Annotated in this window: 11 protein-coding genes; 6 read left to right on the plus strand and 5 right to left on the minus strand. The window is 68.7% G+C overall.

Translation table 11 applies throughout. The features are described 5' to 3' along the window. Positions 1-8 precede the first annotated feature (8 nt). The 6 genes from NGH83_RS04360 (at position 9) to NGH83_RS04385 (ending at position 6497) form a co-directional block, all read left to right on the plus strand. On the plus strand, positions 9-743 hold the full coding sequence (locus NGH83_RS04360; RefSeq protein WP_251857844.1) for a GntR family transcriptional regulator: 735 nt from the start codon (positions 9-11) through the stop codon (positions 741-743). Next, positions 743-1630, plus strand: coding sequence for a dihydrodipicolinate synthase family protein (locus NGH83_RS04365; protein WP_251857845.1), 888 nt, complete (start codon positions 743-745; stop codon positions 1628-1630). Before NGH83_RS04360 ends, NGH83_RS04365 begins: the two co-directional genes overlap by 1 nt. Positions 1631-1688: 58 nt before the next feature. After that, the gene (locus NGH83_RS04370) at positions 1689-2657 is read left to right on the plus strand and encodes a carbohydrate ABC transporter permease (RefSeq protein ID WP_251857846.1); all 969 of its coding nucleotides are present in this window, start codon (positions 1689-1691) and stop codon (positions 2655-2657) included. Further along, positions 2654-3568 carry a carbohydrate ABC transporter permease gene (locus NGH83_RS04375; protein ID WP_251857847.1) on the plus strand — a complete coding sequence of 305 codons (915 nt, stop codon included), beginning with the start codon at positions 2654-2656 and terminating at the stop codon, positions 3566-3568. The genes NGH83_RS04370 and NGH83_RS04375 overlap by 4 nt, the downstream gene beginning before the upstream one ends. Before the next feature lie 64 nt (positions 3569-3632). Beyond that, positions 3633-4919, plus strand: a complete 1287-nt coding sequence (locus tag NGH83_RS04380; RefSeq protein WP_251857848.1) for an extracellular solute-binding protein — start codon at positions 3633-3635, stop codon at positions 4917-4919. A 66-nt stretch (positions 4920-4985) separates the two neighbouring features. Next, on the plus strand, positions 4986-6497 hold the full coding sequence (locus NGH83_RS04385; protein WP_251857849.1) for an FAD-dependent oxidoreductase: 1512 nt from the start codon (positions 4986-4988) through the stop codon (positions 6495-6497). Positions 6498-6673: 176 nt separating this feature from the next. Here NGH83_RS04385 and NGH83_RS04390 read toward each other — a convergent pair whose 3' ends face one another. The 5 genes from NGH83_RS04390 to NGH83_RS04410 all read right to left on the minus strand — a co-directional run bounded on the left by NGH83_RS04390 (position 6674) and on the right by NGH83_RS04410 (position 12841). Continuing rightward, positions 6674-8905: an alpha-amylase family protein gene (locus tag NGH83_RS04390; protein WP_251857850.1), complete on the minus strand. Its 2232-nt coding sequence runs from the start codon at positions 8903-8905 to the stop codon at positions 6674-6676. Positions 8906-9005: 100 nt separating this feature from the next. Beyond that, on the minus strand, positions 9006-9677 hold the full coding sequence (locus NGH83_RS04395; RefSeq protein WP_251857851.1) for a hypothetical protein: 672 nt from the start codon (positions 9675-9677) through the stop codon (positions 9006-9008). After that, positions 9677-10549: a carbohydrate ABC transporter permease gene (locus tag NGH83_RS04400; RefSeq protein WP_251857852.1), complete on the minus strand. Its 873-nt coding sequence runs from the start codon at positions 10547-10549 to the stop codon at positions 9677-9679. The genes NGH83_RS04395 and NGH83_RS04400 overlap by 1 nt, the downstream gene beginning before the upstream one ends. Continuing rightward, positions 10546-11496, minus strand: a complete 951-nt coding sequence (locus tag NGH83_RS04405) for a carbohydrate ABC transporter permease (protein ID WP_251857853.1) — start codon at positions 11494-11496, stop codon at positions 10546-10548. Before NGH83_RS04405 ends, NGH83_RS04400 begins: the two co-directional genes overlap by 4 nt. A gap of 28 nt (positions 11497-11524) precedes the next feature. Beyond that, on the minus strand, positions 11525-12841 hold the full coding sequence (locus NGH83_RS04410) for a sugar ABC transporter substrate-binding protein (RefSeq protein ID WP_251857854.1): 1317 nt from the start codon (positions 12839-12841) through the stop codon (positions 11525-11527). Positions 12842-12846 lie beyond the last annotated feature (5 nt).

Here is a 12846-nt window from a genome sequence, read left to right on the forward strand (position 1 = left end):
GAGTCGACGTGGACGCATGGCAGGGTCTCGCCGCCGATGTGGTCGCCCCACGAGCACAAGTGCTCGGTGATCAGGTGCTAGAGCAGTTGCGGGTGCTCATCGTGAGCGGTCGCTTGCGTCCCGGCACGCACCTCGTCGAGGCCCAGCTGTCGACCACGTTCGGCGTGAGTCGAGGCCCCATCCGCGACGCCCTCGTCTCGCTCGAGGCCGAAGGGCTGGTTGAGAGCAGGCGCCGCGGATCGTTCGTCCGTGGCCTCACGGTGAAGGACATCGACGAGCTGTATTCGATGCGGGAAGCGATCGAGGTCATGGCCCTGCGCCTCGCCTCGAACGCCGGTGCCGACGCCTGGCAGCTCGCCCTCGGACCTCTCGCCGAGATGCAGCGCGCGGCGACCGCCGGCGATCACCTCTCGTTCGCCCACGCCGACATGGCCTTCCACAGCAGCTTCTACGAGATCGCGGACCACTCGCGGCTGCGTCGCATCTGGAAGCAGTACGAGCCGACCTTCGCGGCCCTGCTCGAACTCACCACCGCCGAGGACATGGACCTCGGCCCGTCGTACCGATCGCACGTCGAGATCCACGAGCAGATGCTCGCGGGCAAGGTCTCGGAGGCGTCGGTCAGCCTGCAGGAACACCTGCTCGGTTCACGCTCACGCCTGTTGAGCGCCTACGCCCGGTCGACTCTCATCGACGGGCTCGCTGAGGTCGACGATGTCGACGACAAGGAGGACGGTCGCTGATGACCACGCCCATTCTGATCGCTGCCACCCCCACCGCGTTCGACGCGGACGGGGCCGTCGACCTCGAATCGACCCGCGCCATCTACGCCCACACCCTCGAGGGCGGCACGCACGCGATCTTCGTCAACGGCACCACCGCGGAGTTCGCGGCGCTCAGTGTCGCCGAGCGGCGCGCGAACCTCGCCGCCGCGGTCGATGTCGCCGGCGCCGACCGGGTCATCGCCCACGTCGGGGCCGCCTCACCGCACGAGACGGCGGTGCTCGCCCGCGACGCCGTCGAGCTCGGCATCACGCGGCTGTCGGTGCTCACCCCGTTCTACATGCCGGCGACGCTCGTGGGGGTTCGGCGGCAGATCGCCGCCGCGAAGACCGCGGCACCCCAGGCCGAGATCTACCTCTACCTCTTCCCCGACCGCACCGGAGTGCACGTCAGCCCCGAGCAGGCCGCCGCCCTCATCGACGAGTTCGACCTCGCCGGCGCGAAGATCTCGATCGCGGGCACCGACTATCTCGGCGCTGTCGCCGCCGCGCTCAGCACCCCCCGCACACTGCTCTCCGGGAACGACGGCCTGCTCCGCGAGATCCTCGCGGTGGGTGGTCACGGAGTCGTCTCGGGGGTCTCCTCGTCGCTGCCCGAGCCCTTCGCCCGGCTCGTCGACGCGATCGCGGACGGCTCCGACGATGTCGACTCGGCGGCCGACCGGGTGAACGAGATCGTGCCCGTGCTGGGGCCGAGCATCGCCGGCCTCAAGCTGTCGCTGCAGCTGCAGGGCGTCATCACCGACAGCCGCTGTCGCATGGCGATCGACGAACCCGCATCCGACCTGCGGGAGCGGATCGAGGCGACCATCGCCGCCGCGGCCCCCGTCGAGTCGTCCCTCCGGTGAACTCCGACATCGCCAACGCCACCAGCGCTTACTGACCCTCACCCGTAAGGAGAATCAGATGGCCACCGTCGTCCATCATCCCGCCGAGACGAAGCGTCCGCCCGTCCGGCAGACGCCCCCGCCTCCGCCCGCGCCGCCGACCCCCTCGTCCGCACGGCGCCGCAAAGCGGCGGCGAATGCGCCCGCCGGACTCGCGTGGGGCCTCATCCTGCCCTCGATCGTCGTCGTCGCGATCGTGTCGATCTTCCCGATCGCGTACGCCATCAACCTCAGCCTGCACGAGACCAGCTACATGCAGGTCGGCGAGTTCATCGGCTTCGAGAACTTCCTGCCGATCTTCACCACCGGCGAGGGCCTCGGCCAGATCGGGCTCTCGCTCGTCTATGTGATCGGGTCGCTGCTGCTCGCGGTGCCGCTCAGTCTGGGGCTCGCGAACCTGCTGAACCAACAGGTCGCGTTCCGGCGGGTGTTCCGTGTGCTCATCCTGCTGCCGTGGGTGGTGTCGCAGACCGTCGCCGCGCTGCTCTGGAAGTGGCTCGTCAACCCCGACTACGGACCCCTCGGCCTCGGCGAGCTCGGCGGCAACCGCGTCGACTTCCTCGCCGACCCGGTGCTCGCGATGGTGCTGCTCATCGTCGTCAACGTGTGGATCAGCTACCCGCTCGCCACGATCCTCTGCCTCGCGTCGCTGCAGACCATCCCCGAGGAGCTCAAGGAGGCCGCCGAGGTCGACGGCGCCGGACCGTTCCGCCGCTTCATGCAGGTGACCCTGCCGCTGATGAAGCCCACCCTGTTCGTCGTCGCGATCCAGCTGACCCTCCTCTACTTCAACATGGTCACCCTCGTCTACACGCTCACCGGCGGCGGGCCGCTCGGCGGCACGAACCTGCTCTCGCTCGGCGCGTTCAAGGAGAGCTTCGAGTTCTTCAACCTCGGCCTCGGCGCCGCCTACAGCGTGGTGCTCTTCGCCTTCAACGTGATCTTCGGCGCCGCGTACATCCGACTCCTGAGGAGCGACAAGTCATGACCGACCTCACCGCACCCGCCCACCCCATCCACGCGGGCGTCTCCGACGCAGGCGCCACCGCCCGCACAGCCGCCGCGAGGCGTCGCCGCCGCCGAGGCAAGCCGAACCCCCTCACCTACGTGGGGCTCGTCGCCGCGTCGCTGTTCGCGATCATCCCGCTTCTGTGGGGGCTGTCGACCTCGTTCAAGTCCGAGAGCGCGACCCTCAGCGACAGCGGGTGGATCCCCGCGCAGTTCACCTTCGAGAACTACCGGCTCGTGCTGTTCGAGTCGAAGATCCCGGTCTACCTCGGCAACACGCTGCTCGTCGCGGGACTCACGGTCGTCGCCACCATCATCGTCGCGATCTTCGGAGCGTACGCCGCCGCACGATTCCGGTTCCGCGGCAAGACGGCGAGCATGTTCCTGATCCTGATGACGAGCATGATCCCGGGCATCGCGATCCTCGTCCCGCTCTACTTCATCGCCGTCAACCTGGGGCTCTACGACAGCTACGCGATCATGGTGATCGTCTACACGGCGTGGCAGATCCCGACGGTGATCTGGATGCTGAAGGGCTTCTTCGAGTCGATCCCGGACTCCATCGAGGAGGCCGGCCGAGTGGACGGCGCCTCGCACTGGCGGGTCATGACGAAGCTGATCTTCCCGCTCGCCGTCCCCGGCGTCGCGGCCGCCGCGGTGATCTCGTTCATCTACGTCTGGAACGACTTCCTCATCGCCTCGACCCTCATCTCGACCGACGAACGGCGCCTCGTCGCCGTCGGTCTCTACAACTACCTCTCCCAGTACGGCGTCGTCTGGGGTCAGCTCACGGCGGCGGTCGTCGTCACGGTGATCCCGATCATCCTCGTCTTCGTGCTCATGGAGAGACGAATCGTCGCCGGCCTCTCGGCCGGTGCGACCAAGGGCTGACGCCCGCCCTCCCACCCCAACCACCAGAGAACAACGAGAGAAAGGCCCTCCCATGAGAAGAGGCATGGTCCGCAACGTCGCGGCCGCAGCACTCGCCGCAGCACTCACCGTCTCCGTCGCCGCCTGCGGCGGCGCATCGGACGGCGGTGACAGCGGCGGCACCGACGGTGCGAAGGAACTCGAGATGTGGACGTTCCTCGACCCCAACAGCCCCGACGACCCTCGCGGCGCGGCGCTGAAGGACATCGTCGAGTCCTACAACGAGCAGAGCGACGGCATCACCGTCACGGTCCGGTCGATCAACTACGCGAAGATCGACGCCGAGGTCATCAAGGCGACCGCCAGCAACAACGGCCCCGACCTCATCAACATCTACTCGAACCAGCTTCCGACGCACGTCGCGGCGAAGACGGTGCAGCCGATGACCGAGTACGCGCAGCCGCTGCTCGACGAGCTCGGCGACGACTACCTCTTCCCGGTCGACGGCGTCACCTTCGACGACGAGATCATGGCGATGCCGTGGGAGACGAGGGCCTGGCTGCTCTGGTACCGCGCCGACCTGCTCGAGCAGGCGGGCCTCGAGGTGCCGACCACGCTCGACGAGCTCGGCGACACTGCGGCGGCGCTGCAGCAGACCGGCAAGACCGGACTCGCGGTCGGCTTCAGCAACGCGGGCCTCGGCGCCGACTTCATGGAGAAGTTCATCCCCTTCACCTGGGGCAACGGCGGCGAGATCCTCGACGGCGACGAGGCGGTCTTCAACGACACCGCCGGTGTCGAAGCGATGGACTACTTCACCGAGCTGCACGACAAGGGCGCGTTCGGTGACGAGGTGCTCAGCATGGGTGCCGACGAGGTCGTGAACGGCGTGAAGGCCGGCACCATCGCGATGGCGATCGAGGGCTCCTACCGTGTGGGCGCCGCCCGCTCCGGTGAGGGGATCGGCGAGAACCTGCAGACCGTGCCCATGCCGTCCGACACGGCGGGCACGCCGCTGCAGACGCCGGTCGCCGGGCAGACCCTCGCCATCGGCGCCGGAGCATCCGACGCCGACGCCGCCTGGGACTTCATCCAGTACTACACGTCGGCCGAATCGCAGGCGAAGTTCGCTGCGGCGGGAGTGCTGCCGGTGCTGTCTTCGGTCTACGACTCGGCCGAGGTGCAGGCGCTGCCGAACGCGGCGGAGCTCGCCACCTGGCGCGACTACGTCGTCGACTTCGGCCGCCCGAACCCGGTGTCGCCGAACTTCAGCGAACTCTCCGACGCCCTCGTCACCGCGGGTCAGCGGGTCGTGTTCGAAGGAGCGGACGCCGCCGAGCAGCTCGACCAGGTCGCCGAGAACTACAACTGATCACCCTCGACGCGGGGCGCCGACAGGCGCCCCGCGTCGACAACCTCACGAAGGAAAAGACCACTCATGACACGAGCGAACACCGACTACGACGTCATCGTCTGCGGCGGCGGCCCCTCCGGCTTCATCGCTGCGATCGCCGCCGGACGCGCCGGCGCGCGGACCCTGCTCATCGAGCGCTACGGCTTCGTCGGCGGCATGGCCACCTCGGCCTGGCTCGGACCGATCTCGCCGATGCACTTCGGTGACGAGCGCGTCATCGCCGGGATCCCGGAGGAATTCGTCGAGCGGATGCGCGTCGCCGGCGGCTCGACCGGCCACCTGCGGTGCACCAACCCGCACGGCAGCGGCGCGTACCTCGGCTTCTACGACCGCGAGTACTACAAGTGGACCGCGATCCAGATGCTGCAGGAAGCGGGCGTCGACCTGCTCTTCCACTCCTTCGTCTCGGATGTGCTCGTCGAGGGCGACACCCTCACGGGCGTCGAGGTGGCCAACAAGTCGGGCAAGACCGCCTACTCGAGCAAGGTCGTCGTCGACGCCACCGGAGACGGCGACGTCGCGGCGCTCGCCGGAGCCGAGCACACCGTCGGCAACGACTTCGGCGTCTCGCAGCCGTCGACGCTCATGTTCGACATGGGCAACGTCGACACCGAGCGGCTGAAGCAGTACATGGACGACCACCTCGACGACTTCGAGTGGGCCTCCGAGATGGTCGCACTGAAGCCGTTCGCCGACGACCTGCAGCAGACGCACTTCGTGGGCCAGGGCTTCCTCGACCTCGTCGCCGAGGGGCTCGCGAGCGAGGAGCTCTACCTCGGCCGCGACTCGATCCTGTTCCTCACGACGACCCACCCGGGACTGATCCACTTCAACTCGACCCGCATCGCCGGTGTCGACGGACGGTCGGCCGAGTCGATCACGCAGGGCGAGATCGATGGGCGCCGCCAGGTGATGTCGCTGTCGCGGTTCATCATCAAGCACATCCCCGGATTCGAGAACGCCTACCTCGCGGGCACCGGCACGCAGGTCGGCATCCGCGAGTCCCGCCACATCACCGGCGAGTACGTCATCACCGGTGAGGATGTGCTCTACGGCCGCAAGCACGACGACGTGGTGGTGCGCGGCTACTTCCCGGTCGACATCCACAACCTGAAGGGCAAGGAGGGGTACCAGGGCGGCGGCGTCTGGGCCGACCCGCAGGACTCGTACGACATCCCGCTGCGCACCCTCATCCCGGTGCGACTCAACGGGCTCGTGATGGCGGGACGCGCGATCTCGGCGACGCACGAAGCTCACGGTTCGCTGCGCACCCAGGGTGGTGCGATGGGCATCGGGCACGCCGCCGGGGCGCTCGCCGCCTCGTCGGCGCTGCGCGACGAGCAGCCCCGCGAGGTGCCGTACCCCGTCGTCGCCGACCTCCTCCTCGCGCAGGGAGCGTCGCTTCACCGCGACCCCGAGAAGGTCGCCCGTGAGCAGGAGGCCGCGCGTCTCGCGAACGAGGAGGCCGTCGAGAGCGGCAAGATCACCGGCAAGTACTTCCCTGGAGTGCTGACGGGAGCCGCTCCGCGACTCTGATCGGAGTAGTCCGCACGTGCGGAGGGCGGGAGACGGTCGACGTCTCCCGCCCTTTCGTGTGCATGGATCAGGAGATCCGGCCGAAAACCGGGCAACTCGCACACGGATCAGGAGCGATCCGTCCAGAACTCCTGATCCGTGGACGAACTCCTGATCCGTGCACCCGCCGGGTCGGCTCAGCGCAAGACGAGGGTCTCCCAGTCGTCGAGGTCGGTGAGTTCCACGAGGCCCGAGTGCGGGACCATGCCGAGGTCGACCTCCCGGCCGTCGCGGATCCTCGCCGCCGTCACGATGCGCTCCGGCACCGTCAGCGTCAGGCGGGCGATCGACGCGACATCCTCGATCGCCGCCGGCTGCTGCGCCGCCGGGATGTCGAGCCGCGCCACCGGGTACCCCGTCACGAGGTGCGCGACGAGGGCGTCCCCGACCTCGCCGACGACGAGTTCGGTCGCGCGATGCGATCCGACGATCCCCACCGACGGAGCGGTGCCCGCCGCGCGACGGACGAGTGCGGCGAGCAGGTCCCCGTACGCCGCGTGCCCGAGCCTCGCGTGGTTGTTGCCGAGTCGCGCGGCGGACACGATCACCGTGCCCTGCCCGTACCGGCTCTCCACGATGACGGGCACCTCCGTGCGGAGCCCCGGCGCCGGCTGGTTGTTGTGCCAGTAGGTGGCGTCGTCCGTCTCGAGCACCGGGTCGGTGCGGTGCGCGAGCACCCGGGAGCCCTGACCGACCGGGTGCAGGGCGCGCACGCGACCGTAGTGGGGGATCGTCCGGGGAATGGTCGCGCCGCCGGCGGTGCCCGCGAGATCGTCGGCGATGCGCAGATACGGGTAGCTGAAGCCGCTTCGATCCCCGTACTCCACCCCGAGGAGCCGGGTGAGCGCGGCGGCTCCGATCGGCGAGCCGTGCTCTCGTGAGACGGCCAGCTCTCCGGTGACGACGAGACCGCCGCCGGCGCGCACGAATCTCTCGATCGCCACGAACTCGTCGTCGCCGAGCGTGAGCAGGTCCGCCAGGACCAGCACGCGATGCTCGCCCAGCGTGGCCAGGCTCTTCGCCCGCTCGTCGAGAAGCCCGACCGGAAGGTGCGCCTCGACGAGCGCGCGGTAGCTGCCCGTGACGGCCGCGACGAGGTCGCTCGGGGAGTCGCGCCGTTCGCTCGGCGGGAACTGCGCGGACTGCTCGCCGATGCTCGGCGCCTCGGCGGCGCCGGTCGCGCTCTCGACCTCGCGGGCGCGCTGCCCCACCCAGAGGGCGCTGTAGCGCTCTGGGCGGGAGTTCACCGACCACGGGGTCCGTTCCGCGATCCGGCGGAACACCGGCGCCAGCCTCCGGTAGACCTGGGGATCGATCGCTCCGGTGCCACCCGGCTGGTCGTCGACGGTCACGGTGGAGCCGCGCGCCGCGACGGTGAACGCCTCGAACCTCAGCTGCGCCTCGGAGCGCAACGTGAAGTCCCAGGTGTGCACGAAGCGACTCACCAGCACTTCGCTCGGCCGCCCCAGCATGCCCGCCTGGATGTACGAGGCCGCGAAACTCGGGAAGCCGAGTCCGTGCCAGTCGGTGTATCCCTCGCTCGAGCCGATATCGGCCAGGTCGAGGTGCCCGGTGGTGAGACCGAGCACCGCGTCGACGAAGGTCGTGGCGTAGAAGTTCGGAATGAGGGCGGCGTCCGGCCGCTCCTCGAGCAGCACCGCCCTCTGCTCGGCGAGGTAGTCGCCGATGGTGCGCTGGGAGAAGTGCACCAGGTCGACCCAGCCCTCGTCGTCCCGATCCTCGGGCATGTCCCGGCCGTACTCGAGAGCGAACGCCGCGCGGCACCGGGGGCAGGAGCACGGTCCCGCCGTGAGGATGTCGCTCCACAGCGCGTCGATCGGGTACCGGCGCGCGATCTCCCGCACCTGATCGAGGGCGCGGCGCCGGTACCCGCTCAGAAGGCACAGGGCGGGCCACCGGCCCGTGCTCCCGCGCGACGGAAGCGGTTCGAGCCGCCACTGCGGATGCTGGCCCGCCGCGGCGGTGTCCCACATGTTCGAGTAGTACGCGATGACCCGCATCCCCCGTCGCTGCGCCGCCGCGAGATGCTCGCCGAAAAGGTCGCGACCGCGCAGCGCCGCGTGCCGTCGCCCCACGTCCGTCGGATAGTAGGCGTTGCCGTACTGGCACTTGGCGAACAGCACCACCGAATCGGCGCCGGCGTCCGCGAGCACCGCCATGTCGGTCTCCGGGTCGACGTCGCGGAGCACCGGAAAGCTCGGATCGGCGACGCCGCCGCGCTGGTACGGGTCCGTCCAGTCGGGGGTGTGCGCGTCGTAGAAGACGCGGCGGCGGGACGAGGCCCACCACTCGGGCGCACCGAGCGCCGACACCGCAGGCGCGGCGAGGTTCTGAGCTGAGGTTGTCACGGGCGGGCGCCCTCCGGGTAGGGCCGCGCGGCGCACCAGGCGCACGCCGCGCGGCGGTCGAGAAGAACAGGGATGCGATGCGGACGAAGGGGCCCGGTCGTCACGGACCCGCCTGGATGCGCTCGATGGTGAGCAGAAGGCTCGACACGGCGCCGGCCACGATCACGAGGAGGAGCGTCGGCACGACGACGGCGAGCACTCCGGCGGTGGCGACCACGGCGAAGCCGCCGAGGCAGGCCATCGCGGCCAGCGTGAGCGCCCATGACGGGCGGAACGCGATGAGGATCAGGCCACCACGGACCGCCGCGAACCCGCGCCGCCCGCGAACCGCTCCGTACCCGACGGCCATCGGGGCGACGAGGACCAGGATCGCCGCCCCGATCGCCCCGGCCAGGGGAGACGCTCCCGGTGCGTCTAGGGCGCTCGCGCAGAGGACCAGCGCGGCCACGCCGACCGCCGCGAGGACGGGGTCGATGGCGAGAAGATCCCGGAGTCGGGCTCGGTCGCCCCTCGCCAGCGTCGCCGCGAAACGGGCGGCACCCGTCGCGGCGAGCGCGATCGGCAACGCGGCGAGGGCGACGAGCCAGCCGGGAGCGGCCGTGACGGCAGCGATGAGCGGCGGCGCCGCGGCGAGCAGAAGCACCGCGCCGGCGACGAGAGCGCGGGGGAGCTCTCGCCAGTAGGCCAGTGCCGCGAAGCGAAGCAGCGCGGCCAGCCCGCGCTCGCCGACGCCGGAGTCGAGCAAGGTGTCGAGACCTGTCTTCGCCGACATCAGAGCTTCAACCCGCTCGACGCGATGGACTGGACGACGTAGCGCTGCGCGGCGATGAAGACCACGAGCACCGGGATGATCGCGAGCGTGATGCCGGCGGCGATGGTGCCGAGCGATCCGGTCGAGAAGCGGCCGGCGAGCAGCACCAGACCGACCGGCAGCGTCTGCTTCTCGGTGTCGCTGATCATCACCAGCGGCAGCAGCAGGTCGTTCCACCAGTAGGTGAAGCAGAGGATGCCGAGTGTCGCGAGCGAAGGACCCGACAGAGGCAGGATCACCTGGAAGAAGGTGCGGGCGTGACCCGCCCCGTCGATCTTCGCGGCTTCCTCGAGCTCGTAGGGCAGCGACATGAAGTGCTGCCGCAGCAGGAAGACGCCGAAGGCGCTGAAGATGCCGGGCAGGATCAGCGACCACAAAGTATTGGTGAGGCCGAGCTTCGACATCACGAGGAACAGGGGCACGATGGTCACCTGGATGGGGATCATCAGCGACCCGATGACCACCGCGAACATCGCATCTTTGCCGCGGAATCGCAGCCGAGCGAACGCATAGCCCGCAGTGGAGCAGGTGATGAGCTGAGCGGCCGTCACCGTCGTCGCCACGATCAGCGAATTGGCGATGAACTGGATATAGGGAACCTGCTCGGTGACCTTGCCGAAGTTCGCGAGGGTCAGGTTCTCGATGAACAGCGTCGGGGGGAGTCGGTAGAGCTCGGCGTCGCTTCCGGACAGGGCGCCGCGGAAGATCCAGACGAACGGAGCGGCGATCGCGAGAGCGGCGACCACCAGGATGGCGAAGCTCACGATCGAGGCGAACGGCGACGCTGCACGGCGCCGGCGCCGTGAATACCGGGGGAGTGCGGTCTCGATCATCCGTAGAAGGTCCATCTGCGAGAGAGGCGGAACTGGATCGCAGTCAACGCGATCAGCACGACCATGAGCGTGATGCCGATCGCCGACGCGTAGCCGAGGTCGAAGTTGCCGAACGCCTGGTCGTAGATGTACTGCACGATCGTGCGGCTGGAGTCGCCCGGGCCGCCCTGGGTGAGCACCCGCGGCTCCGCGAAGAGCTGGAACGAGTTGATCGTGTTGATGACGATCAGGAAGAACACGGTCGGCGACAGCAGCGGCAGTGTGATGCGGAAGAACCGAGTCCACGCGTTCGCACCGTCCATGATGGCCGCCTCCTTCAACTCGTTCGGGATCGCCTGCAAGCCTGCGATGTAGATGAGGATCGAGAAGCCGATCGTCTTCCACGAGCTGACGATGATGACCGAGATCGGCGCGAATACCGACGAGCCCAGCCAGTCGATCCGATCGATACCCACGAGGCCGAGCCAGTAGTTCACGAGCCCCAGGTCCTTATTGAGCAGGAAGCGCCAAATGAGGGCCACCGCCGACGAGGAGACGACGAACGGGAAGAGGAACGACAGCCGGAATACGCCGCGCACCCATCTCGGCATCCGCACCTCGAGCAGCACCGCGAGCAGAAGGCCCACGACGACGTTGACGAGGAGGATCGCGACGGCCATGAACACGGTCGACCCGTAGACCGACCAGAGTCGCGCGTCGCCGACGAGCCGGAGGAAGTTCTCGGCACCGATGAAGGTGCCGTCGCTCAGCAGGTTCCAGTCGAAGAAGCTCAGCAGGATGACGCCGAGCGCAGGGATGAGGACGAAGAGCGAGAAGGTGATGACGGACGGCGCGAGGAACGCCGCCGCCGCCCTGCCGTCGCCACGACGTCGAGGGCGGGGCCGCGGCCCGGGGGCGACGGCGAGGTCGCCGCCGTCCCCGGTCCTGCGGAGCGTGCTGGTGGTCATCGATCTGCCTGGTCGATCGGTGCCGGGGTCAGCAGGTGACGATCGTCTCGAGCTCGGTCTGCAGGTCGGCGAGGCCGTCCGCGACCGGAGTCTCGCCGGCGAAGATCAATTGCAGGAAGCGGAGCACGGTCGACTCGAATTCGCTGTACTTCGCAGGCGCGGGATAGGGCACGAGGGTCTCGTGATCGTCGATGCTCGCGTAGTACAGGTCCGAGTTCTGCGGCGGAACTCCGACCTCGCTGATGGTCGCGGCGATCGACCGTCGGGACGGGATCGAGTCGCCGGGTGCATCCGGGGTACCGACGTACTGCTGCTCGATCTCGTCGCTGACGGTGAACTTCTGGTACTCCCACGCCAGATCCGGGTTCGCCGACGACTTGAGGATGGGGTAACCGGACCCGCCGAACACGGTCTTGTAGGTTTCGCCCGACGGATACAGCTGGACGTCGAACGCGGTGAACCCGGCTGGCACGAAGGTGCCGATCGGCCAGCGACCGGCGCCGAACATCGCGATCTGCCCGTTCTGGAAGCGGGTGAACACGTCGCTCATCGGCATGGGCGCTGGCGCCGTCCCCTCGTCGATCAGGGTCTTCAGGAACGTGACCGCCTCGGTGACCTCGGTTGTGTCGACGGTCGCCTCACAGACGTCGTCGCTCGTCAGGTTGCCGCCCGCGTTGGCGACCCAGGGCATGATGCCGGGGAAGATCTCGTTGCTCGCCCAGGTGAAGCCGTAACGGTCGGACGTGCCGTCTCCGTCGGTGTCGGCCGTCAGCTGCTCGGCAGTGGACTTGAAGTCGTCCCACGTCCAGTCGGCGCTCGGAGGTTCGACGCCGGCGGCAGCGAAGGCATCAGTGTTGTAGTACACGACCATGTCGTTCCACGCGTTGGTGAGGGTGACGATGTCGCCGTCGACGGTGAACCCGTCGACCAGTCCTGGAGCGATGTCATCGATGAGCGCCTCGGCCTCCGGGTCTTCATCGAGGTAGTCGTTGATCGGGAGCACGAGATCGTTGCTGTGTACGAACTGCGCCCCCTCACCGGAGATGAGCATGAGGTCGGGCTTCTTGCCGCCGGCGATGAGCGTTGCCACGTTCGCGTAGTAGGTGCCCCAGTTCTCACCCGCCACAGGGGTGAGGGTCACATCGACGTCGGGGTTGGCGGCGGTGAAGGCGTCGGCCGTCGCCTGGTTCCCGGCCTCGGCGGCGGGTCCATAGTTCCAGTAGACGACCTCAAGGGAGTCGCCGTCGGTCGAGGAGTCGGGACTGCTCGAGCAGCCCACCAGGGCAGCGGCGGTGAGCGCGGTAGCCGCGCCGACTGCCGCGAGCGAACGGGAGCGTCGGTACATGTCGT

This window comes from Herbiconiux sp. L3-i23, assembly GCF_023734115.1.
Classification (GTDB): Bacteria; Actinomycetota; Actinomycetes; order Actinomycetales; family Microbacteriaceae; genus Naasia.